At 53.2% G+C, this 23,059-nt stretch carries 24 protein-coding genes; 11 read left to right on the forward strand and 13 right to left on the reverse strand.

The genetic code is table 11. The features are described from left to right. Positions 1–4: 4 nt before the first annotated feature. The 3 genes from ureG to crtD all read left to right on the forward strand — a co-directional run bounded on the left by ureG (position 5) and on the right by crtD (position 3,593). The gene (gene ureG / locus IQ241_RS09350; RefSeq protein WP_193906322.1) at positions 5–622 is read left to right on the forward strand and encodes an urease accessory protein UreG; all 618 of its coding nucleotides are present in this window, start codon (positions 5–7) and stop codon (positions 620–622) included. Next, a complete protein-coding gene (gene urtA, locus IQ241_RS09355) occupies positions 619–1,950 on the forward strand; it encodes an urea ABC transporter substrate-binding protein (protein WP_193906323.1) in 1,332 nt (443 codons plus the stop codon). Before ureG ends, urtA begins: the two co-directional genes overlap by 4 nt. A 131-nt stretch (positions 1,951–2,081) precedes the next feature. After that, positions 2,082–3,593, forward strand: a complete 1,512-nt coding sequence (gene crtD / locus IQ241_RS09360) for a C-3',4' desaturase CrtD (protein WP_193906325.1) — start codon at positions 2,082–2,084, stop codon at positions 3,591–3,593. A 35-nt stretch (positions 3,594–3,628) separates the two neighbouring features. Here crtD and IQ241_RS09365 read toward each other — a convergent pair whose 3' ends face one another. The 4 genes from IQ241_RS09365 to IQ241_RS09380 form a co-directional block, all read right to left on the reverse strand. Beyond that, positions 3,629–4,069 carry a type II toxin-antitoxin system HicB family antitoxin gene (locus IQ241_RS09365; protein WP_193906326.1) on the reverse strand — a complete coding sequence of 147 codons (441 nt, stop codon included), beginning with the start codon at positions 4,067–4,069 and terminating at the stop codon, positions 3,629–3,631. A 19-nt stretch (positions 4,070–4,088) separates the two neighbouring features. After that, complete coding sequence (locus IQ241_RS09370) at positions 4,089–4,283, reverse strand: type II toxin-antitoxin system HicA family toxin (protein WP_193906327.1); 195 nt, start codon at positions 4,281–4,283, stop codon at positions 4,089–4,091. Between the two features lie 172 nt (positions 4,284–4,455). After that, complete coding sequence (locus tag IQ241_RS09375) at positions 4,456–6,930, reverse strand: ATP-dependent Clp protease ATP-binding subunit (RefSeq protein WP_193906328.1); 2,475 nt, start codon at positions 6,928–6,930, stop codon at positions 4,456–4,458. A 315-nt stretch (positions 6,931–7,245) separates the two neighbouring features. After that, positions 7,246–7,773, reverse strand: coding sequence for a hypothetical protein (locus tag IQ241_RS09380; RefSeq protein ID WP_193906329.1), 528 nt, complete (start codon positions 7,771–7,773; stop codon positions 7,246–7,248). 100 nt (positions 7,774–7,873) lie between these two features. Between IQ241_RS09380 and IQ241_RS09385 the strand changes: the two genes are divergently transcribed. Then, the gene (locus IQ241_RS09385; protein WP_193906330.1) at positions 7,874–9,583 is read left to right on the forward strand and encodes an ABC-ATPase domain-containing protein; all 1,710 of its coding nucleotides are present in this window, start codon (positions 7,874–7,876) and stop codon (positions 9,581–9,583) included. On the opposite strand, the gene IQ241_RS09390 is transcribed toward IQ241_RS09385, so the two are convergent. Next, the gene (locus tag IQ241_RS09390) at positions 9,540–10,127 is read right to left on the reverse strand and encodes a DUF2808 domain-containing protein (RefSeq protein ID WP_193906331.1); all 588 of its coding nucleotides are present in this window, start codon (positions 10,125–10,127) and stop codon (positions 9,540–9,542) included. The genes IQ241_RS09385 and IQ241_RS09390 overlap by 44 nt on opposite strands. A 307-nt stretch (positions 10,128–10,434) precedes the next feature. Between IQ241_RS09390 and IQ241_RS09395 the strand changes: the two genes are divergently transcribed. From IQ241_RS09395 to rbsK, 3 genes are all read left to right on the forward strand, one after another. Next, the gene (locus IQ241_RS09395; RefSeq protein ID WP_193906333.1) at positions 10,435–10,665 is read left to right on the forward strand and encodes a hypothetical protein; all 231 of its coding nucleotides are present in this window, start codon (positions 10,435–10,437) and stop codon (positions 10,663–10,665) included. Between the two features lie 94 nt (positions 10,666–10,759). After that, positions 10,760–11,032 (forward strand): hypothetical protein, encoded by a 273-nt coding sequence (locus IQ241_RS09400; RefSeq protein ID WP_193906335.1) that lies wholly within the window; start codon positions 10,760–10,762, stop codon positions 11,030–11,032. Then, positions 11,033–11,953, forward strand: coding sequence for a ribokinase (rbsK, locus tag IQ241_RS09405; RefSeq protein WP_193906337.1), 921 nt, complete (start codon positions 11,033–11,035; stop codon positions 11,951–11,953). On the opposite strand, the gene IQ241_RS09410 is transcribed toward rbsK, so the two are convergent. Beyond that, on the reverse strand, positions 11,950–12,381 hold the full coding sequence (locus tag IQ241_RS09410; protein WP_193906339.1) for a pentapeptide repeat-containing protein: 432 nt from the start codon (positions 12,379–12,381) through the stop codon (positions 11,950–11,952). The genes rbsK and IQ241_RS09410 overlap by 4 nt on opposite strands. Before the next feature lie 224 nt (positions 12,382–12,605). On the opposite strand from IQ241_RS09410, the gene IQ241_RS09415 reads away from it, so the two are divergent. Continuing rightward, positions 12,606–13,547 (forward strand): hypothetical protein, encoded by a 942-nt coding sequence (locus IQ241_RS09415; protein WP_193906341.1) that lies wholly within the window; start codon positions 12,606–12,608, stop codon positions 13,545–13,547. Here the strand turns inward: IQ241_RS09415 and IQ241_RS09420 are convergent. Next, positions 13,473–14,069, reverse strand: coding sequence for a hypothetical protein (locus IQ241_RS09420; RefSeq protein ID WP_193906343.1), 597 nt, complete (start codon positions 14,067–14,069; stop codon positions 13,473–13,475). The two genes, IQ241_RS09415 and IQ241_RS09420, sit on opposite strands and share 75 nt — an antisense overlap. A 190-nt stretch (positions 14,070–14,259) precedes the next feature. On the opposite strand from IQ241_RS09420, the gene IQ241_RS09425 reads away from it, so the two are divergent. Further along, positions 14,260–14,823 (forward strand): Uma2 family endonuclease, encoded by a 564-nt coding sequence (locus IQ241_RS09425; RefSeq protein WP_193906345.1) that lies wholly within the window; start codon positions 14,260–14,262, stop codon positions 14,821–14,823. Positions 14,824–15,210: 387 nt separating this feature from the next. Here IQ241_RS09425 and IQ241_RS09430 read toward each other — a convergent pair whose 3' ends face one another. Continuing rightward, positions 15,211–16,479 (reverse strand): MFS transporter, encoded by a 1,269-nt coding sequence (locus tag IQ241_RS09430; protein ID WP_193906347.1) that lies wholly within the window; start codon positions 16,477–16,479, stop codon positions 15,211–15,213. Positions 16,480–16,543: 64 nt separating this feature from the next. Here IQ241_RS09430 and IQ241_RS09435 point away from each other — a divergent pair, with 64 nt between their 5' ends. Beyond that, positions 16,544–17,056, forward strand: coding sequence for a DUF29 family protein (locus tag IQ241_RS09435; protein WP_193906349.1), 513 nt, complete (start codon positions 16,544–16,546; stop codon positions 17,054–17,056). 48 nt (positions 17,057–17,104) lie between these two features. Here IQ241_RS09435 and IQ241_RS09440 read toward each other — a convergent pair whose 3' ends face one another. Together IQ241_RS09440 and IQ241_RS09445 are read right to left on the reverse strand one after the other, a co-directional pair. Further along, on the reverse strand, positions 17,105–17,563 hold the full coding sequence (locus IQ241_RS09440) for a type II toxin-antitoxin system VapC family toxin (protein ID WP_193906351.1): 459 nt from the start codon (positions 17,561–17,563) through the stop codon (positions 17,105–17,107). After that, positions 17,563–17,829 (reverse strand): hypothetical protein, encoded by a 267-nt coding sequence (locus IQ241_RS09445; protein WP_193906353.1) that lies wholly within the window; start codon positions 17,827–17,829, stop codon positions 17,563–17,565. Before IQ241_RS09445 ends, IQ241_RS09440 begins: the two co-directional genes overlap by 1 nt. Before the next feature lie 245 nt (positions 17,830–18,074). Between IQ241_RS09445 and IQ241_RS09450 the strand changes: the two genes are divergently transcribed. Further along, positions 18,075–18,290: a hypothetical protein gene (locus IQ241_RS09450; RefSeq protein ID WP_193906355.1), complete on the forward strand. Its 216-nt coding sequence runs from the start codon at positions 18,075–18,077 to the stop codon at positions 18,288–18,290. A gap of 504 nt (positions 18,291–18,794) precedes the next feature. On the opposite strand, the gene IQ241_RS09455 is transcribed toward IQ241_RS09450, so the two are convergent. From IQ241_RS09455 to IQ241_RS09465, 3 genes are all read right to left on the reverse strand, one after another. Then, positions 18,795–19,772, reverse strand: a complete 978-nt coding sequence (locus IQ241_RS09455; protein WP_193906357.1) for an ABC transporter substrate-binding protein — start codon at positions 19,770–19,772, stop codon at positions 18,795–18,797. Between the two features lie 97 nt (positions 19,773–19,869). Further along, positions 19,870–22,542 (reverse strand): TonB-dependent receptor, encoded by a 2,673-nt coding sequence (locus IQ241_RS09460; protein WP_322743613.1) that lies wholly within the window; start codon positions 22,540–22,542, stop codon positions 19,870–19,872. 187 nt (positions 22,543–22,729) lie between these two features. Next, positions 22,730–23,059 (reverse strand): IS66 family transposase (locus IQ241_RS09465; RefSeq protein ID WP_193906359.1); only part of this gene is annotated, 330 nt, incomplete at its 5' end.

Here is a 23,059-nt window from a genome sequence, read left to right on the forward strand (position 1 = left end):
CGCGATGGGGCCTTTTCGGGTGGGAATTGCGGGGCCGGTGGGGTCGGGCAAGACGGCCCTGGTCGATGCCCTTTGCAAGGCGATGCGGCAGCAGCATTCGATTGCGGTGGTGACCAACGACATCTATACCCAGGAAGACGCTCAGTTTTTGGTGCGGAGTGAGGCATTGGAGCGAGATCGCATCGTCGGTGTCGAAACCGGCGGCTGCCCCCATACGGCGATTCGCGAAGATGCTTCGATCAATCTGGTGGCGATTGAAACCCTGGAGACGCGGTTTGATGACCTCGACCTGATTTTTGTCGAAAGCGGCGGCGACAATCTAGCCTCGACCTTTAGCCCAGAGCTGGTCGATCTGACGATCTACGTGATTGATGTGTCAGCGGGCGACAAAATTCCGCGCAAGGGCGGACCGGGGATTACCAAATCAGACCTGCTGGTGATCAACAAAATTGACCTGGCAGACCTGGTCGGGGCCGATCTCAACGTGATGGCTCGGGATGCCAAAAAAATGCGCGGCGATCGCCCTTTCGTATTCACCAACCTGAAGCAATCCTTGGGGCTCAGCACCGTCGTCGAATTTATTAACCACCACGGCCTGTTTGCCCGGCCAGAGACGCTATGACCAATCGCATTGGCCGACGTAAATTCTTAACCTACGGGGCAGCGGCAGCGGGCGGCAGCCTGCTGCTCAAATCCTGTGCGGCCCCAAACAGTTCAGAGACCAGCTCAGAAGCTGAGACTGAAGCAGCCCCGTCAGCTGAAGAAGCCGACAGTGATGAACCAATCCGGGTGGGCCTTTTGCACTCGCTGAGCGGCACCATGGCTTTTAGCGAGACCGCGGTGGTAGACGCTGAGAAGATGGCGATTGCTGAAATTAATCAGGCTGGCGGGGTGTTAGGTCAGCAGATTGTGGCCATTTTAGAAGACGGTGCGTCTGACTGGCCGACCTTTGCCGAAAAAGTAGAACGGCTGATTGACGAGGATAAAGTAGCCGCTGTATTTGGCGGCTGGACGACTGCTAGCCGCAAAGCAATGCTGCCGATCGTCGAGTCGAAGCAGCACTTGCTATGGTACCCGGTACAGTTTGAAGGCCAGGAATGCTCACAAAACATTTTCTATGCTGGCGCAGCGCCTAACCAGCAAATCGAGCCTGCCGTAGACTGGCTTTTCGTCAATAAAGGCCAGCAGTTTTTCCTAGTTACTTCTGACGATATGTTTCCGCAGTCGGCGGATTTCATCACGGTCAACACGCTGGTGAGGGAACAGCTCGAAGCGAAGGGCGGCGAAGCCGTAGGCGAAACCTCCCTGCCCCTCGGCAGTGCCGAAGTCGCACCCATTATCAGCCAGATCAAGACGGCTCTGCCGGAGGGTGGCGTCATTTTTAACAGTCTTCAAGGCGACAGCAATGTAGCCTTTTTTAAGCAGCTTAAGGGGGCGGGGCTGGGACCAGATCAATATCCGGTGATGTCAGTCAGTATTGCGGAAGAAGAAGTTCGGGTAATTGGCACCGAATTTCTCAAGGGTCACTATGCTGCTTGGAACTACTTTCAGACGGTCGAGACGCCTGAGAATGAGAAGTTTGTCAGCGCCTTTAAAGGCAGATATGGCGAAGGCCGATTCACAAACGACCCGATGGAGTCTGCCTACACGATGATCTATCTGTGGAAGCAGGCGGTTGAGCAGGCCGGTACGACCGATATTGCTGCGGTCCGCGCTGCGGCCTATGGGCAGACCTTTGCTGCACCCGAGGGCAACGTGACGATGAATCCTAACCATCACCTTTCTAAAACGGCGCGCATTGGCCAAGTCCGCGACGATGGTCTGTTTGATATCGTTTGGTCTACTGACGCGCCAGTCGAACCACAGCCCTGGAGCAAATATGTACCGGAGAATAAGGGCTTTGCCTGCGACTGGTCAGACCCCGAGAAGGGTAGAAGGTTCAAGGCCTAAGCCAGTGAACTTAAACATTACTCGCTTCGAAGTGTGAGAGCTGGGTCAGCGCGCTACAAGAATTCGCTTTGACAGCAGGAAAACTCGATTGAGATTAAACTGAGGGTAGAGTTAAGAAATGTAAATCTGCCATGGTTCAGCTGTCTAATCCCTCAGCCCGCCAGCCCAAAGTCGTTGTGATTGGGGCGGGTATCGGCGGGCTGACGGCAGCGGCGCTGCTAGCGCATCGGGACTATGCGGTTAAGGTTTTTGACCAGGCAATTGTGCCGGGGGGCTGCGCCTCTACGTTTAAGCGACGCGGCTTTACCTTTGATGTCGGTGCGACCCAGGTAGCCGGGTTAGAGCCCGGGGGGATTCACCATCAGATTTTCACTAAGCTAGGGTTAGAGCTACCTGAGGCGACGCCCTGCGACCCGGCCTGCGCGGTCTTTTTACCCGGTGAAACTGAGCCCATCCGAGTCTGGCGTGAGGCGGAACGCTGGCAGGCCGAGCGGCAGCGGCAGTTTCCTGGTAGTGAACCGTTTTGGCGATTTATGGCAGCACTTTTTCGCTACAGCTGGCGGTTTCAGCAGCGCGACCCGGTGCTGCCGCCGCGCAGCGTCTGGGATCTGTGGCAGCTGGTGTCTGCCGTTCGGCCCGATACGCTGTTGACGCTGCCCTATATCCTTTCCACCGTCGGCCAGGTGCTGCGGGGCTACCAGCTTCGCGATCGCAGGCTCAAAACTTTCTTAGACCTACAGCTCAAGCTCTACTCCCAGGTAAATGCGGACCAGACCGCGCTGCTCTACGCGGCGACCGCCCTGGGGGTTTCCCAAGCGCCTCAGGGGCTATCCCACCTACAGGGCAGTATGCAGGCGCTCAGCGATCGGCTGACGCAGGCGCTCCAGCGCGACGGCGGCGAGCTAAAAATGCGCCACACCGTTGAGAAGGTCTGCTTAGAAGACAATCGGCCGCGCCGAGTGCAGGTGCAAGATCAGAAAACCGGCGATCGCTGGTGGGAACCCGCCGACCACGTCATCGCCAACGTCACCGTGCAGAATCTAATGCAGCTGCTGGGTTCCCAGGCTCCGAAAGGCTATGCCCAGCGGGTTGAGAAGCTGCCGCCCGCCTCAGGCGCCTTCGTGATTTATCTGGGCGTCGAAGCCGCCGCGATTCCCGCCGACTGTCCGCCGCATTTGCAGTTTCTCTACGACTATGACGGTCCCATCGGCGAGAACAATTCGCTCTTTGTCTCAGTCAGCCGCCCCAGCGATGGCCGCGCCCCCGAGGGCAAAGCGACGGTAATCGCCTCTTCGTTTACCGACCCCCAGCGCTGGTGGCAGGCCGAGGACTATGAGGCGATGAAGGCCGACTATACCCAGACCGCGATCGCGCGGCTCGGCCAGTACTTTGACCTGCGGCCTGAGCACATTGTTCATAGTGAAGCGGCGACGCCCCGGACGTTTGCTAAGTTTACCGGGCGCGATCGCGGTATCGTCGGCGGCATCGGCCAGCGGCTGTCTGACTTTGGCCCCTTCGGCTTCGCTACCCGCACGCCGATTCCTCACCTGTGGCTGGTGGGGGACAGCACGCATCCGGGTGAGGGGACGGCTGGCGTCAGCTATTCGGCTCAGACGGTAGTGCGACAGATTGAGGCGGGTTAGGCAGCGAGATAGGTTGGTGTACAGTAACGATTCAGCTAAGATGCGATTTCCACTTTGCTATCTGGGGGGCTCTCAGAGCGCATAGCCATATACTCGATTGCTGCATTAGCCATGAGCCCTGATCGGCTTTCGTGGCGACTGACAGCAAAGGCATCAATCCGACTCAAAATGCGTTCGGGAATAGTCACATTAATGCGTTTGCTTTTTCCTGAAAGTTTAGACAGGTCGATGTCAACGAACATCCAGGCGAAGGCATCCGCAAAATCAGGATTTTCTCTATGTTCTTCAATAGGATTAGGTAAAGGGATATCTTCCCCATCGATCAGCAAACCTTCAATATGGCATTCGATTGCCTCAATCGCGCAAGCGACTACATCTTCAATTGAATCTCCAGCAGAGAAACAGCCCGGAAGATCGGGGACAGTTACCCCGTAATCACTGTCAGAGTCCTTATGAATAACAATTGGATAACGCATTAATTTTTTATCCTTACGCTTACTTCAAGGGCCAGTCCCAACTAGCCTGTCTAGCAATGCTTCTAACGGTTCCAATAGGCAGGCTTTTCTTGGGATGAGGAACGGTTACACGGCCTTTTTTGTTTGGGTGTTTGAATTGTTGGTGGCTACCTTTAGTGTCTACCAAGACCCAACCATCGACTTTCAGCCTGGAAATAATCTCTCGGCTGGTCATAGCGTTTATACATGCATACTATACACACTTTATCCATGTATGTATACATACTACACACACTTTATCCATGCATACATGCTAAAAGTTAACCGACCTAGTTCAGATTTATGGAAAAAGCAAGGGGCCATGGCAACACCATGGCCCCTTGCTAAATTAATCAGCCAGCCGGCCGTTAAGCGCCGACTAGGGCGGGCTGCTTTTCTGGGCTGACGGTCACTTTACCGTCTTCATCGATGTCAAAGACGGCGACATCGTTATCCTGTAGGCGACCGGCGAGGATGGCTTCGGCTAGCTCATCTTCGATCAGGCGAGAGATAGCGCGGCGCATGGGGCGAGCCCCGTAGCGTTGGTCGTAACCTTCCTCAACCAGGTGGTCCTTGAATGCCTCAGACAGCTTCAGGGAGAGGCTGCGCTCGGCTAGCTGCTGGTTGATCTGCTGCAAGAGCAGGTCGGCGATCTCTTTGATTTCCGGCTTGGTGAGCTGACGGAAGACGATGATTTCGTCAATCCGGTTGAGCAGCTCAGGCCGGAAGAACTGCTTCATCTCCTCGTTCACCAGGTTGCGGATGTTGTTGTACTGGGTCGATAGACCATCTTCCGTAGACAGTTCAAAGCCCAGACCACCGCCGCCTTTCTCAATCACCTTGGAGCCGATATTCGACGTCATGATGATCAGCGTATTCTTAAAGCTGACCACCCGCCCTTTGGAATCGGATAGGCGACCGTCGTCGAGCAGCTGGAGCAAGATGTTAAAGACATCCGGGTGGGCCTTCTCGATTTCGTCCAGCAGAATCACCGTATAGGGCCGACGGCGAACTGCCTCGGTCAGCTGACCGCCCTCGTCGTAGCCGACGAATCCCGGCGGCGAGCCAATCAGCTTAGAAACCGTGTGGGGCTCCATGAACTCGGACATATCCAGCCGAACCATCGCCTCTTCAGAGCCGAAGACGACTGCGGCTAGGGCTTTAGCTAGCTCGGTTTTACCGACGCCGGTTGGACCAGAAAAAATCAGGCTAGCAATCGGTCGATCCATCCCGCGCAGCCCAACTCGGGCGCGGCGAACCGCTTTCGACACCGCCGTCACGGCCTCATCCTGGCCGACCACGCGCTCGTGCAGCGTGTCTTCCAGATGGAGAATCATCGCCGATTCAGATTCGGTCAGGCGGTTCACCGGTACCCCGGTCCAAGATGAAACGATATCGGCGATATCTTCATCGGTTACCGAAGGCATCGGCGGCAGCGGCTGGTCGGGATCGAGCGCATCGCTGAGCTGAAGCGCGATCGCGGCTTCCTGCTGATGCAGCTCGCTGGCCTTACCGTAGTCTTGCAGCTGGACCGTCTCGACCATGTCCTTTTGCACCTGCCGTAGCTGCTGGCGACCCTCGCCCGCTGGAATCCGCTGGGAGTAGCGCAGCTTCACCCGGGAACCGGCCTCATCGATCAGGTCGATCGCCTTGTCGGGCAGGTGGCGGTCGGTGATGTACTGGTCGGACAGGTTAGCCGCGGCCTCCAGCGCCTCGTCGGTAATGATCAGCCGGTGGAACTGCTCGTAGCGGCTGCGTAGGCCCTGAAGAATTTCCAGCGTATCTTCGACCGAAGGCGGCTCGATCATCACCGGCTGGAAACGCCGTTCTAGGGCCGCGTCTCGCTCGATGTGCTTGCGGTACTCATCCAGGGTCGTCGCCCCGATGCACTGGAGCTCACCCCGAGCCAGGGCTGGCTTCAGCATGTTGGCAGCGTCCATGCCACCTTCCAGGGAACCCGCGCCAACGAGAGTATGGATTTCGTCAATCACCAGGACAATGTTCTGAGCTTTACGAACCTCGTCCAGCACCTGGCTGATCCGCTCCTCGAAGTCGCCCCGGAAGCGAGTCCCCGACACCAGAGAGCCCATATCCAGAGCAATCACGCGCTTGTCGAGCAGCTCTTCCGGCACGTCCTGATTGACGATGCGCTGGGCTAGACCTTCTGCGATCGCGGTTTTACCCACGCCGGGTTCGCCCACCAGCACCGGGTTATTCTTCGTCCGCCGACCCAGAATCTGTACGACCCGCTCGATTTCTTTCTGGCGGCCCACCACGGGGTCGAGCTTGCCTTCAGCGGCGACGGCGGTCAGGTCGCGGCCATATTCCGCCAGCACTTTGCTGCTGTTGGACTGACGACGACCGTTGGAACCGCGATCTCGCCGGGGCCGATTCGCCGCGACGGTGGTCATTTCACCGATAATTTTAATCAGCTGAGTCCGCAGCTTATCGGGGTCAACCCCCAGATTAGCCAGGACGCGGTAGGCGACGCTTTCGGAATTTTGGGTCAGGCTGAGCAGCAGATGCTCGGGCTCGATATAGGGATGGTCGAGCTTGCGAGCTTCCTGGAAAGCCTGCTCAAAAACCTGCTTAACTTTGGGCGTAAACGGAATTTCGGCTGGCCCATTGCCCGAACCTTTGCCGATAATCGCTTCGACTTCGGTGCGCGCGCTGGCCAGGCTGACCCCAAATTCATCCAGCACCTTAGCCGCAATACTAGAGCCTTCCTTAATGATGCCTAGCAGAAGCTGCTCGCTGCCGACAAAGTTGTGACCCAGGCGACGGGCCTCTTCTTGCGCCTGCATGATGACGGCGATGGATGTATTTGTGAAGTGTTCAAACATATCAAGGGACCTCTACCCGATAAATGGCCTAAGCGCTGCGATGAACTAGCTGCGATGAACTAAAGGGCACCTAGACCCGACTGCGGCAAATCCGCAGGTTGCCAGTATTCAGACTGGCTCTCTAATACACTATGTATGTAAATGTAACGATAATTAGAGTCCGTTGCAGGATGGAGAGCCGTCGCTGTCGGATGGGGTTTCCGTAATCTACGCCAGGGAGCTAGGTTTAGTCTGCCCAAAGCTGCCGGAAAAACCCAAGCCATGGGCACGAGGTTCAAACTCCGGGGTGAGCGCCCGAATAGGCTCAAACCGGATCTAACGCTGGGCAAAGTCGGCCTGACAGGTGGCGAGAATGTCATAGTCCTGGGCATCGGGCTGGAGCGAGTGAAAGCCGACCAGGGTAAACTCACTCGCCGCGGGGCCAGCTACCAGCGTTGCCGGCGTTTCGATCGCCACGGAGTAGGAATGTACGGTCTGCTCATAGCTGCTGACGACGCTCAGGTCAAGCCGATTGGGCCGAACCTGACCCGAGAAGCAGTCAAAGGAAGAATGCGGCATATAGAAGGCTCCGACCGCCTGCTGCTGCTCAACCTCAAAAACTAGGTAGGCCGACCCGAGCTGGTCGGGCTGCTGGCTTTGACCATACAGGTAAACGCCGTCTGCTAGGGTCTGAGGCGTATTCGCCGGTTCGGTCCGACCTACGGCCGGAGGCTGGGCTAGGACTGGAGCCATGAACAAACCGCCGGTGACGCAGCTCAGGCTGAGGGTCGCGATCGCTCGCCGCATAAAACGCCGGATAGGTTGAGCTGCGGTCGGTCTGGTAGCAGAGGTCGTCAAAGCCATGTCTATTTCTATCTTTCCGTCTGATATCGATATTCTTTATTTAGCCTGCTGTCCTATAGACTGACATCTACTATCCGGTTGAATATTATTTATCGATAGCATGACTTCCGACACCCGCCTCAGACAGAGCCTGGAGCAGCTCGATGGCCAGAGCTACAAAGCCTATAAGTCGCTGCGAGGCAGTTACGAGTTTTCGGACTTTAGCCTGACGATTGACTATGTGCAGGGAGATCCCTTCGCTGCCCCAAGTCGGATTCGGCTGCAGCTACCCCAGTCCGTCGCGGGCTTTCCCTCGGACTGGCTGTCAGTACCGATCCGCCAGACCGCGCTGGCCGACTATCTCAGCCGTCGGGCCGCCCAGCTAGCCCGCTCGATTCAGCAGAAGCGGGGGTCGGGCAAGAGCGGCAAAATCTTGGTTCCTGAACTGAGTCAGGCGGTGCTGCGGCGCACTGTGGCCTGGGTCGATGCGGCGGCGGTGGAGCTCAGACTAGCGGTGGGCCTGCCCGCCAGAGGTCGGCGGATTGCGGGCTACGGGGCGGCGGCGCTGATGTGCGAGGACATTCCCGAGCTGGTGGCGGGCTGCCTGAAATATGCGGCCCTGGACGCCGCTGCCCTGGAGCGGCAGATTGCCGTGGTCGAAGATGCGGCGGTGTTGAGATCGCAGCTCTCCGACCACAATCTGATCGCCTTCATCGCCGACCAAGCCATCCTGCCCCGTCGCAGCGGCGTCGATTCTCGACCGCTGACTGCCGAGGTCGTCCCCTTTCGCAGTTCAGAGGCGCTGCGGGTGAGGCTGCCGGCCCCCCATGCCGGGCCGGTCACCGGCCTGGGTATTCCCGCCGGGGTGACGCTGATTGTGGGCGGCGGCTACCACGGCAAATCTACCTTGCTGCGGGCAATCGAGCAGGGCATCTATAACGCCATCCCCGGCGACGGTCGGGAGCAGGTGGTGACCCATCCAGCGGCGGTCAAAATTCGGGCCGAGGATGGCCGCAGCGTGGCTGGGGTAAACATCTCACCGTTTATCAATGATCTGCCCCAGGACCGCTCGACCGCCGATTTTTCCACACCAAACGCTAGCGGCAGCACCTCCCAGGCCGCCAGCATTGTGGAAGCGCTGGAGGCCGGTGCGCAGGTGCTGCTGATCGACGAAGACACGGCGGCGACGAACTTTATGATCCGCGATCGCAAAATGCAGGCCCTGATTGCCAAGGAAAAGGAGCCGATTACCCCCTTCATCGATAAGGTTCGCCAGCTCTATGACGACCACGGCATCTCAACCATTCTGGTCATGGGCGGCAGCGGTGACTACTTTGACGTAGCCGATACGGTGATCGCGATGGACAATTATCAGCCCCGGGAAGTAACGGCTCAGGCTCAGGCGATCGCCCAGTCTCACCAGAACATACGCCAGTCTGAGGGCGGGGCGCAGTTTGGCCCGATTAGCCAGCGAGTCATCCTGCCCCAGAGTATTGAGCAGGGAAACCGACCGACCAAGGTCAAGGTGCGGGACACCGACAATCTGGCGCTGGGCTACGAAGCCATTGACCTGCGGGCGGTGGAGCAGGTGATCGAGCCGGGGCAGGTGCGCGCGATCGCCCAGGCCATGCTCTATGCCCGGCAGTATTACCTGGACGGCAGGCGCTCTCTGGCCGAAGTTCTGGACGGCGTCATGGCCGACATCGAGCGCGGCAGCCTGGATGCGCTCAGCGATCGGCTGGGGCTAGACCTGGTGGAATTTCGGCGGTTGGAACTGGCGGCTGCGTTTAATCGGCTGAGAACCTTGCAGGCAGCACCCATCGATTCGTAAACCGGCGCTCGTAGAACTGGAGCCTGCCTAGGCCCAATCGCTGACCCGGCCCAGAAACGCCCGGCGGCAGAGCCGTAATGTCGTAGAGGTAAGTGCCCGCGTCAGGGTTATGGCGGGCTCGCAGGACGACGGTAATCCGCTGACCCGGCTCAATCGGTGGGTCAAAGGTCAGCACCATGGTTTTGTCGCCACGGTCGTCATCGACGTCTACCAGGGGCAGGGGAGAAACGGCCCGCTCGCCCAGGTTGACCACGGCGCTGGTGCGGCTTTCGCTGAAGCGAGGATAGCCAAACCCCTCGACCTGGGTAAATATCATCTGTGCAATCGGCTGCTCAGCCGTCGCCGGAATTTCAAAACGAAACCGATAGTCGGCTGGCCGGTCTTCGGTCGTATTGGTCGTATAGACCTCTAGCAGCTGCGGCGGCTGGCCAAAGTAATTTTCAGTCGGCGGCAGATCTGCTACCGCTTTAGGAGCCTGAGAAAACAGGGTGAGAAACGCGATCGCGCCCGTCCCCAATAACCAGCTGTAACGCCTATTAGCCATTGCTCCTCACTCTTAAGCTCAGTAACTTTACTTAAGCTATTAGAACAAATATATCGTGAAGAACTAGGGAATGCGGCGCGATCGCGAAATCATCCGCCGTTCAAAACAAATGCAGTATCAGAAACTTTGAGCATTCTTTAAATGGACAGTTTGCTGGCTCAAATGTCAGCTGTCTAGCATGAATAGCTTCTTTATGTTTATCTGGAAATTGATAGAATTTACTGACCTCTAGAAAGTATGCAGGGGATATACCGACTTCCACATGACAATTAATACAGTATGTCAAAGCAAAGTAGGGTAAGAGGACATGAATGCTCACAAAGTTGCAGCGACGTTAACTGAAGATGGAAAACTTCTGCTCACAGGGTTGCCCTTCCAGGCTGGCGATACGATAGAAATTATTCTCCTAGAACAGCCTAAAGAACGGAATTCATCCCAGGCTAATCTTGCTCAACTAGAACATCCATTGCAAGGTACAGTCCTCCGCTACGAGGATCCGTTTGAACCGGCTATGCCTGTCGAAGAGTGGGAAATATAGTAGTCCACTAGAGATTACAAAGACCTAAAAGCTACCCCAGAATCGGCTTGCCCCTCCATAATATGAGGGAACCCTATCGTCCGCCCATCCACCCATGGAAGCTTTTACGCCCCTGCCGCCGCATTGGACTGAAAAGGCCGTCCACGCCCATCAGTTTTGCTGCCCCGCCTGTGGTGCCTCTAACAACGAATCCCAGGCCGTTTGGGTCAACCGGCGGGCTCCTGTCTATACCCATAACCACAAGCGCAAATGGCAGGAATTCTATCACTGTCAGTGCGATGCGGTTTGGTGGGCCTGGAGCACCGACCGACCGCCTTCAGACCTGATGCGGGACTCGGAAGCCAGCGAAGAGCCCTGGAATCTATAGATGAGCATTGTCGTCTTCGGCAGCCTGAACATGGACCTGGTGACCCAGACGGCGCGGCTGCCGCAGCCGGGCGAGACCGTGCTGGGACAGAATTTTACCACCGTACCGGGCGGCAAAGGGGCAAATCAGGCCGTAGCGGCGGCTCGGCTGGGCGCAGAGGTCGTGATGGTGGGGCGCGTAGGGAACGATGGCTTTGGCGAAGCCCTGCGGCAGAGTCTGGGAGCGGCAGGGATTGAGACAGCCGAGATCGCAACCGACCCCGATCATCGTACAGGTACAGCCGCGATCGCGGTCGAGCAGTCCGGCGAAAACCAGATTATCGTCGTCCCCGGCGCGAATGGGGCGGTAGATCAGACCGACGTAGAACGGCTAACACCCTACCTGAAAACGGCTCAGGTGCTGCTGCTCCAGTTTGAGATTCCGCAGCGAGCGGTGCAAAAGGCCGCCGCAATTGCCCAGCAGTATAATCTACAGGTAATCGTAGACCCGGCCCCCGCCGTAGACCAGCTGCCTGATCGCTTTTATCCCCATATTCACCTGCTGACGCCCAATCAAAGCGAGGCGTCGCGGCTGGTGGGGTTTGAGGTAAAAGACCCAGAAACCGCTGCTGCCGCAGCAAAAGCGCTACGGCAGCGGGGTGTAAACATGGTAATTGTGAAGCTAGGCGCTCAGGGAATTGTCTGCGACGGGCCAGACGGCCGCTTCAGGCAGCCGGCCTTTGCCGTTGATGTCGTCGATACCGTCGCAGCGGGAGATGCCTTGAACGGGGGATTGGCGGTAGCGCTGGCCGAAGGTCAGCCGGTCCAGTCCGCAGTTACCTGGGCGAGGGCAGTAGCCGCGCTGGCCGTGACTCGCAGCGGGGCTCAGGCAGCAATGCCGACGCGATCGCAGGTCGAAGCGTTTCTTCGGGATGCCGACTAATTGCCGCCGACGCTGATCGGCGTGCCGAGCACCTGTGCACCCGACAGATTGACGTTTTCGAAAGATGCCCCGGCAACGTTAGTGTAGTGCAGGGTCGCTTCGGTCAGGTTAGCGTTGTCTGCCTGAGCGCCGTCTAGCACTGCGTTGGTTAAGAAAGCTCGAGTCAGATTAGCATCGGTGAGATTGGCCCCGGAGAGGTCAGCCCCTTCTAAATTTGCATCGGTTAAGTTGGCGTTTTGCAGATTGGCATCGCGCAGATCGGCACCAATCAGGTGAGCAACGCTCAGGTCAGCGCCCGATAGGTCACAAGCCTGACAGGCTCCCGTCACTAAAAGCTGGCGAACCTGGGCCGGGTCGGCGGCCTGGGCGGAAGTTACGACGAGTAATGGTAGCGTAAGTGTCAAGGCAGATAAAGCGTGTAATTTCATCTTTCCCCTCCTAATAACTATTTGAAAACCTTTCGGAAAGGGCTACCCTTCAATAGTAGAAAATGTTTTCTACAGCTGCCTCCTCCAAGAGACCTAAACCAAATTCGAGAGAAACGTTTAGCCTTTCAATCTAATTTTGTCCTATTTAACAAGAAATTAGGGTAGGGTTAGCAACACCTTCATTGAATCGCTGTAATTTGTAGATACATTTGCCGCCTGGCTTTATGAGTCTCGATATTCTAATTTTGACGATTTACTTTTTGATCGTCCTATACGTGCTTTATCAGATGGCCCTGTCGCTGGAGCGGCTGCTAGAGGACCAGGTCTCGATCAACCTGGATCATGAGCAGCTGGCAGCGCGATTGCGCAATCAGCTGGCTGTTCAGACCCGCGCCAGCTATATCAATGCTGAGGTGAAGCCGCTGCCGGTCATGCCAGATAGCCCAAAACAAAAGGCCCCCAGAATTTCATCCCTTTCTCTTACGTTTGAACCGCCGACGGAAGAGAGCCGGGTCAAACGCCAAGATGCGATAGCAGCGCCCGCAGAATCGGGCGCTGCTCCCACAGAGTCTGACAGCTACTTTGCCGAGCGAATTACCCTGCGCGTATTGCCAATGGGAAAACGCTCCCTGGAGCCGCCCATCCCGTTTCTTACTGTCGAAGTCGTCAATACAACCCCTGACATACAGCTCTATATCGACTGGGATCGAAGCTCAATCGCGGTCCTGTCCTTTCAGGCTGAGCGCGTCATTCGGCTGCTTCCAGGAATGGACTTCGACCTCTTTCACCCCCAGGTGATGAGCGTGCTTAACCCTCAGCAGTCGCTGAAGGCAAACGTCGCCAACGAACCTAGCTTCGTCCGCAATGCGGAGAGCCAGCGGGTTGAACCGGGTAAGCCTCTAGTAGATATTCAGAAAACGGTAGGGCTTTTGCAGGTGACGAGTCAGCCTAACAGTCAACGCCAACCGCTGTCACTATATACGCTGAAGCTGCTGATTGGGGTCAAGCGGCTGACCGAGCCCGACAGCCAAATGGTTACTATGCTCGCGCCCTTTCACTTTACCCTAGAGCTGCTGCCCGAGCAGGTGGCGCTACCGCCGCTGCGCTGGCTGCTCAACCTGCCGCGACAACGGCAGCAGCGGCTGCAGGCCGTCACTCGCCGATAACCCGACCGGAGGCCAGCTACCATTCGACAAACCCGGCCCAGAACGGACTAGACTAGCTGAGGAAAGAGTTGGCGCAGCGGTTGCGGGCCAGGTTACCCTGGCCTGAGGAAAGTCCGGGCTCCCGAAAGACCAGACCTGCTGGGTAACGCCCAGTGCGGGTGACCGTGAGGAGAGTGCCACAGAAACATACCGCCGATGGCGGCGGGGCGCGATCGCAGTGGCAATCAGCGAAACGGCGAGAAGGGACATCTGGCGAGCCGCAAACACCCGTCCCTGCACCTCCAGGGCCACCTTCGCTAACCAGATGGCGGTACTGGAACGGCCTTTCAAGGGAAAGTTTAGGGACGAACAAAATTGAGCAGGAATCCAAACCAATAGCATCTGCCCCAAACCAAAGATGGTTTTGCTGATCCCCGCCCCCACCGTGCCCAGTAACACCCCATGAGTCCGACGCTGGAAGTCTCCCCAGGTGTGGAAACGAGTTGACCGAGCCAGACGATAATGAAAGTACGCATGAAGCAATGGATTAGCGGTAAAATAGAAAAATGTCCTAAAATCATCAATTTCATGAGTCTTACTTTGCAATTAAATCCAGAGATGGAAAGGCTTTTTATTCATTAAGCTAAGGCAAACGGTATGACCTTGCTTATTTAGAGCTTCTTATTAAAAAAACGACCTAGTAGCAACAATCAGAATTCATCCCTAAAAACTTATGAATAAAATTATCAGCCCGATCCGATGGACAATCCACGACTTAGACGCACTTCCAGAAAATGAAGGAATCCGTCGTGAAATTATTGACGGAGAATTATTTGTGACTCGTGCGCCCCATTGGAAACATCAGGATATCATTGCAAACATTATTACAGAACTAAAGATTTGGTCGAAAAATCATTCTGGGAAAGCATTTTCTTCCCCCGGTATTATCCGCTCAGAAGAAGATAACGTGATTCCTGATCTCGTTTGGGTGAGCAATGAGCGATTAACAGGAATTGCAGACGAAGCAGGACATTTTACAGGCTTCCCTGAACTGGTGGTAGAGGTACTTTCTGCCGGAGAACGTAATATTTATCGTGATAAGCAGGCAAAGTTAAAACTCTATTCGCAAGGGGAAGCACAAGAGTATTGGATCGTTGACCGATTTAGCAAACAATTAGAAGTTTATCGCCAACAAAAGGGAAAATTGGTATTAGTGGAAATCTTAACTGAAGCTGACAGCTTAACCTCCCCTTTATTTGCCAATTTTTCTTTAACTATTTCCCAAATTTTTGCCTAATTTAAAATCGACATTACCGGTGACTAAGGCAATGGCAGTTGCCCGACCTGAGCACCTGAATCCTTACGTTTTTAACTGCCTCTAGCTTTTGCCACAGGGGGTCTTTTTGAAATCTTGTAAACGCCTCCTGAGCGCCAGCACCCAACGCTACGAACATGTCATCGCCATCGAGCAAAACTAAGCGTTCGTGACTGACCAATTGGTTGGTAACATCTGGGATATTTCCCTTTTGTTGTACGTCTGGTCTGGGAACTCCTACGTTTTTTAGGACACTGCCAGGGAAGGAGGAACTATCTCGAAATTCTAGTCTTCCATCAGCATAAAGGTTAACGACTGAAACCTTTGTTTTGTCCAAGAGAGCGCATTGCCGCCTTGACAGCGTTACGATCAGTATAGGTCTGGGAATTCACGCCACAGGGTAGACCAGAAGTATCCGGCAAGTCCCACAATCACCAGGCCAAGAGACGTCAACACATAGAGCAGGGCAATCCCCGCCCCTGGATCTGAGCCAAAAATGGCGGATAAAAATGGCCCCTTGGCTGGAGCGGTGACTAGCGGTTCGAAAACGGTTTCGGCCAGAGGGCCTGCGATCAGGGCCGCGATCGCGCTCACCCCTTGCAAAACCAGGGAATTAGCCGCAAACACCCGCCCCTGCTTCTCGGGAGTGATTGACTTCATCCACAGGGCGTTTTCAGAACTGCCCAGCAGCGGGAAATTGAGGGAGGAGCAAAATTGGGCCGGAATCCAAACGGCTGGGGAGCGGCCCAGACCAAATACGGTTTTGCTCAAGCCAGCACCGATGAAGCCTGCCAGCATCCCCGTAACCCGCCGCCTCGGGCCACCCCAGAAGCTGAGCAGAATCGCTCCGGTGACGCCGCCGATCCCTGCGGCTGAGGCGGTACTGGCTAAGATCTGAGCGCTACCGTTGGTACGAGCCAAAATCATTGGGTCGTAGATAGCTCCACCTAAATCATGGAAGAACCAGAACGCAGTCGTAATCAGCAGGAGCGATCGCAAGCTGGGCTGTCGCCAGACTTCTCGAAAGCCAAAGGTGAGTTTAGCCAACCGGGTCTCAATTTCGGTGGTAGGTTGGGGCGCAGGTTGAGGGATGCGAACCGAGAGTAGGGTGGCGATCGCCACCCCAAACGTCATTAGATCAATCAGCAAAATCCCCATCAGCCCAATTATTGGATAGAGGACTCCGGCCAGCGCTGGCCCAAAAATGGCTGAACCATAGTGAACGGCGGAATTCATGCTGTTGGCTCGTGTGAGCTGATGCAGCGGCACCATTGAAGAAATTGAGGTTTTGTAGGCCAAGCTTTGAATTTGCCCGAAGCCGCCATTGAGCATGGCTGCCCCATAGATATGCCAAATTTGTAGATTCTCGGTGAAAAACAGCAGCCCAATCCCCACCGTAGAGAGTGCGGCAACGGTATCTCCCAGCATCATGAGTTGCTTACGACTGAAGCGGTCAACGATGAGACCGGCGACCAAAGTAATCGGGATACGGGGCAGCTGATAGAAAAATCCGACCAGTGCTAGGGCAGTAGCCGATCCAGTAACGTCCCAGGCCCAGAGCGTTAGGGCAAACCCGGTCATCTTGCTGCCAATGGTCGATGCCAGTTGGCCTGCCCAGATTATGATGAAGGTACGCATAAAATTTACTGCCAGGTTGCTCCAAGGTACGTATAACGCGGTCTGCTTATCGGAGGTGACAGAAATGACTCAAGAATTGCTCGACTTGAGGTTGAGTATTTTGGGAGGGCGATATGAAGACGCCTTAGAACTCGTGGATGAGCTAGAAGAGATGAGTAAGCAAGCCATCTTACGGAATATTGAGTCATTTTTAATTCGGCTGATGGTGCATTTGATCAAAAATCAATTAGAGCAGCGATTAACCAATTCTTGGGTGGCTTCTATTTCTGACTCGATTTTGAGAATCCAAAAGTTGAATCTGAAGGCCAATAAGACATCTCACTATGTCAATGTCGATGAATGGTTGCCGTTATTAGAAGAATCGATTGAAGCGGCGATCGCGCCCGCTAGTATAGAGGTATTTGGTGGTCGATTGAACGCATTTCAACTCAGTAAACAGGTTGAACGAAATTCAGTGATTACTGTCGCTCAATCATTGCTGGAGTTGACCTATCAATATTCAGGTAAAGAGCTACCGGCTATCATTATTGCTCGTTTGGCGGAACTGCCAGGAGGGCAAGAATGGTATGAGGGTTAAACTTTTCGTTTCACGGCATTTTGCTTGATCTTTATGAAACCTAGAAAGCTAATCTTGAGTCGCTTCTAAAATAGATCGGGGATGAACAATCGTAATGTTATCGATATGCCTAAAATCATCTGGATTAAATGTTAATAAGTAAGTGATGGCGTGAGCCTTCATAACGGCAACCAATCGAGCATCATGGACACGTTTTCCTTTGATTTGATAGGTCGTTACTAGATTTAGCCAGTAAGGAAATATTTGCGGAGTTTCTTCAAGCTGTGGAAACTGGTTGAGAATTTGCTCAATTTCAGCACGAGTTTGTTCAACACTCCAACCCAGACCGTTGACATCAACTGGACGGGTTGCGACAACCCAAAATTCGATAATATTTTGACTAGTAGTCCATAGCTGATGATCTTCTGCAAGGAGTTGTGCGACAGATGCGTCTGCTAAGGCTTGCCAAGGAGAGTTAGGATCGCTGCTTCTCAGCAGGATATTCGTATCTAGCAAATAGGCTGCCATCAGTCGTAGATGTGTTCCCGTCGTAAGGCTTCATCAGGTAAATTGGGACCGTCCTGATGGCTTTGTACCCACTGGTGCCAACGTTCAGCCCTTTCTTGGGGGGTGGCAGTTGCCCAAAACGGCTGCTCTGAGGAAACGGGAGACAGAATCAAGCGATTTTCATTGCCTACCTCAACTCGGAAACGGGTATTGGGCTGAATGGCACGCAGAATTTCTTCGGGAATTTGTAGGGTGCCGGTTTCGCTGATTTCGACGATTACAGCCATTTCAGTGACCTCTCAAGTCAAATGGGACATTTGGGGATTCTACTCTGATCATTATCTCTCATTTCCTGATGGCAGGACTGGGAGAAACTTGGCAATACCGCTCGATTTAAGCACTTCAGGAAATTGCTTCCAGGGGACATCGCCATCATCTCATGACCCGTAAGATGGCTCTAGCTCGAAAGGGGAAGTTAAGTCATAAGTGGTCGTGCTAGCGTAGAAGAAAAATATAGGCTACCGAGGTTGATATGGCACAGGTTTCTAAGCTCGATCAGGTTTTAGAAAGCATTGAGATGCTACCGCTTGAGGATCAAGAGGTGCTGGTCGAGCTAATGCAGCGGCGATTAGTGGAACGGCGACGGGAGGAAATTGCCAAGCACATTGCTCAAGCTCAAGCAGACTATGAGGCAGGTAAGGTATTCCGAGGTACGGTTGAAGATGCGATCGCCGAATTGAGAGCATGAGGCAGGTCCTTTTTGCTTCATCATTCAAACGCGCTTTCAAACGATTGACTCGGCGACAACCCAGCTTACAAACACGAATCGAAGACCGATTAAGGCTGCTTGCAGGAAATCCGTTTGCTCCATCTCTGCAAACCATCTCTGCAAACCCATAGATTGAAGGGGAAACTGTCTGGAGCTTGGGCCTGCTCAGTTGAATATGATTGTCGCATTGTCTTTAACTACAGAAGATGCTGGGTCAGGGTCGAGCGGAGATTGACGCATCTGGCTAATCCCATTTCTGCAAGCGATCGCAGTTGGAAGGGTAAAGGATGAAGGTAAAGGGTGAGTCTTCGACTGGAGGATGTTGAGCTGCTCTAGCAGTTGAGGCCCTGGGAGGGCTTCATGCGTTTGTGAACTGCATCTTTGCAAGACTGGCAGACAAATAGTGTAGGTTTTGACATAGTTAGACAGTGATAAAAGTTTTCATGTTACTTGGTTAATTTTCTCGCTCTATTAGGCTGATTCTCACTCCTCGACCAGATACTTAAACAAATCGTCGAGGACTAAGTTAGCAGCGATCGGACCCATGTTTATCCAATAGTTAGGAACTTCGTAGACCTCATCTTGCTGAACAGCATTCAACTTTAACCAGAGAGGATCTGCTTTCAACTGTTTCAACGCGCTTTGAGCCTCATTTGCCATTTCTTGATCGCTAGCAAATGTCCAGGCGAAGATAACATCGCCATCTATTTTGTAGAGTGATTCTTTACCGATCTCCATACTGAATGAGTTTTGAGGATTTGTTTGATAAGGTGGACGGGGCAACCCTGCATCCGCTACAATCGCCCCGCAAGAACTATCTTCAAGATAGATATTTAATCCATCTTGAAGAACACGAACAATCGAAACTTCTGTTTGCTTTAGGCGATCACCCATCTGTGCCTGAAACTCCTCGATTCGAGCATGGTAATCTGCCAATATTTGCTCGGCTTTATCAGTCTTTCCCAGAGCTTCTGCGTATTTGTTCAGCATTCTCTCCCACTCACCACTAGTTTCCACTTCCGCGATTACAGTTGGGGCAATCTGTGACAGCAGATTGTAATTATTTTGGCTATCCCACGCTTTAGCACCCAAAATTAAATCAGGTTCTAAGGCAGCAATTACCTCTAAATTAGGACTGTCAAGATGACCAACACTTGCAATCTCTCCTAATCTATTATTGAGATAATCGTATCCACGAAAGTATTTTCCAGGGACTTGAGTGCTGCCGACAGGATTTACCCCCAATGAAAGAACGGTATCCAAGCCTGTAGCAAGAACGACAACCCGTTGAGGATTCATGGAAATCTTGGTTTCACCAAAAGCATGCTTGACTACTCTGACAGCTTCAGTAGAAGAATTATCAACCTGAGAACTTGGTTGTCGAGGAGCATTTCCCCCACAGGCAGAAACAAAGACAAAAGTGAGAATTCCTATTATCAGTAAATGACGTAGTTTTGACATGAGCGAAGGGAGTTTAAGGAGCAAGGAGCAGATAGCAATTAAGAATTTGCCAGTAGTACAATTAATTTCAGTGAATTAATTGTAACTATGCTACTTTTTAAAACTTCACTGAAACCGTACCTAGTACTGTAAACGGCGCACCAGGAATGACTTCTGTTCTACCTGCCGTACCTTCAATAAATTCGGCATCGAAAAGATTTTTAAAATTCAGGGCGAACCGATAGTTTTCTCGTTCGTAGTAAATTGCAGCATCGACACGAACATAATCGTCAACAAAGAAAGAATTATCTAAATCTCCTGCCCGTTCGCCCACATAAAACACACCTGCACCAAATCCCAATCCTGCCAAATCACCCTCTTGCAGAGTATAAGTTGTCCACAGATTAAAATTATGCTCTGGCACGTTGACGAGGCGGTTGCCTACAGGAATCTCATTATCTTCTGTCACCTCCGCATCGGTATAGGCATACCCTGCAAAAATATTCCAGCCAGGCAAAATTTCTCCTTGAACATCTAGTTCGATGCCTCGACTTCTTTGTTCTCCTGTTTGAACGGAAAAATTTGGGTTATCGGGGTCTTCTGTAGTCACATTGGTTAGAGTCGTGTCATAGAAAGCCAGAGTTGAAAACAGGCGGTCTTCGATAATTTCAGTCTTCACCCCAATTTCAAACCCCGTTCCTCGTTCGGGATCGAATGGCTCGTTATCGATATTCACGCCGCTTACTGGAGTAAACGAGCGAGTATAGCTAGCATACAGTGAAACTGGCTGTATGGGTTGATATACTATGCCCACACGAGGGGAGAAAGCGTCGGCTTCTGTTTCTGTTACTTCACCATCAAAAGTTTCTTCTTGACTGAAAGTATCAAATCTACCTCCTACAACCAGCTTGAGATTATCCAGTAAGGCAATTTGATCTTGTAAATAGATTCCAATCGAATCGCTACTCTGTTCAAAATCGAAAGATCCAGATTCGTCAAAGATAAATTCTCTTGAAGGGTCAAAGATATCAATTGTAGCTCCCGTTCTGATTGTAGGTGCAGAACCGAAAAATGTATTGGCATATTCTAAGCCGAACAAGAGCGTATGCTCGATCTCACCTGTATCAAATTTAGCAATTAAATCGTTTTGAATAGTAAAAGTTTCAAAGGACTGATCTTGTCTAGTATCTGATATAGGAAAATTGCGGTCATCTTCCGACTCACCGTCAATTTCTATTGTAGATCCATTTACATCAGAAGTAGTGTAACGGATAAGTGAACGAAGAGATAGATTAGAGTTAAAACGATGGTCGAGATAGAGTTCGGTACGAGTTTCGTCAAAATCTAGTCGCCCATCGGGATCTCCCAGAAAGGTATCAAAGGGAATATCGGCAACTTCGTCATCACTTAAAACGACCAGTCCGCGATCTATCGGTCGAGTGTCATGCAAATAAGAAAACTCTAAGCTCAACTCTGTATCGGGACTAATTTCCCAAGACAAAGTTGGCGCGACAAAAAAACGCTCCGTTTCTACGCCATCGCGAAAACTACCCGCGTTTTCATAAGCAGCGTTCAAACGATATGCCAAATTTCCGTTTTCCGTTAAAGGTCCTGAAAAATCTAAAGTCGGACGATAAAAATCAAAACTACCAGCCGTAAAAGCAATCTCGTAAAACGGTTCCCGTAACGGCTTTTTGGTCACAAAGTTAATGATTCCTGCTGGTTCGGCACGTCCGAATAAAATTGATGCAGGACCTTTGAGAATCTCTACACGATCGACATTGGCTAACTCAGTTTGAGTAGCAGACGATAAAAAATCATCGCGAAAGCCATTGCGAAACTGCTCTGCTTCAAACCCTCGAATAATAAATCGTTCATCACGATTTCCTGCTGATTCTGCGAAGTTGACACCAGCAGCATTTCGCACGACTTCACGCGCGTTAGTCGCCCCTTGGTCTTCAATGACCTGCTGCGGTATGACCTGAACCGAAGAGGGAGTATCTCGAATTGGCGTATCGGTTCTGAGGGTGCTACTCGCATTGGGTACAAAGTAGTCAGAGCCAGCCTCTTCTCCGGTGACAATAACTTGAATTGCCTCATCTGCATCGGCAGCAGTGGCCACTCCCGGCACCACGCTCAGCACCAGATTTCCGGCTTCCGTGCTCACCTCAGCCTGCGGCGGCGCATCCGTCCCTGTAATTGAGACCCTAACGCCGCCATCTGGCAAACTCGTCACGCTGACCAGGGCAATCCCTTCCGCTGGGCCAAACTGCTCAAACATCTCACCTTCTGGCAGGGCCAGCACCGCATTGGGGATGTCTGCCGTCAGTGCATTGCCCACCGTCTGAGTCGTTGGCGTTGGCAAGTCTCCCGCTGCCGTTTCCAGCACGATGGATAGTCCCGTTTCAGTGGGTTCAAGCCTGACCCCCGTAATTTGCACCTGCGACGCCTCGATCTGAGCCACCCAGTCTGCCACCGTAGTGGCTGGTCGGGAAGTGGGGGAGTCGGGAAGTGGGGAGATGGGGGGATGGACTTCGGCGTGCGACTGCGGCGAGCTCAGTCGAGTCGCGTTCGGTTCGGCGGAGGTTTCGACGATGGACTCAGCCGAACCGCTCACCGTCGAAGGCAGCCGAACGGAAGATGGGTTTGCTTCTAGAATGGATTCGTCTGGTTGGCTATTGCCTTGAACGCCGACCTCTTCATTGGCCCAAGCCGCCCAAGCCGTTGGCGTCAAAATCACAGACAGGAGAGTTATCAGCCCCAGCGGGCTCAGTATCAGTAATGCTTTCACGATCTCGCCTCACACACAACTCCAGCAAAATGACCTCTCATTCCCACCCGCACATCAGGGGGTAGTTGAGAAGCATTTTCAAGAACAATAGAGAAAGCTTACGGGATATCAGGAGGGCGATCTACTCTAATCGGCCCAGTTTTGACTCCAATCGGACTGGGCAGGTCATTCTAAACCTCACTTGTAACTACTCAGGCTGAAACACCGGAAGAATAGGGCTACCCGTAAAAGCACTTTTCAAGGCATCAAGTACAGCAATCCCCTGCTTTCTTAATGTCGAGATGTAGCCCCGAATGCGGCAGAACTGTTGCCCCCCGGCAGCGGTTCGAAAGCAGCCTGAAATCTTCTGCTTGAGCTTCATCATCCGGACATCGCGTTCCGCCTGGTTGTTATCAAAGGGCACTCGAAAGTCATACATGAAGGCCAAGACAGCCGTGTCATGGAAGTCGAGTCGGTCGAGTAAGTTTTTGGGTGGGCTTTGTTTCGGACGCCCTCGTCTTTTTGGGGTGTCGGCCTC

The organism is Vasconcelosia minhoensis LEGE 07310 (genome assembly GCF_015207255.1).
In the GTDB taxonomy this organism is placed as follows: domain Bacteria; phylum Cyanobacteriota; class Cyanobacteriia; order Phormidesmidales; family Phormidesmidaceae; genus Vasconcelosia; species Vasconcelosia minhoensis.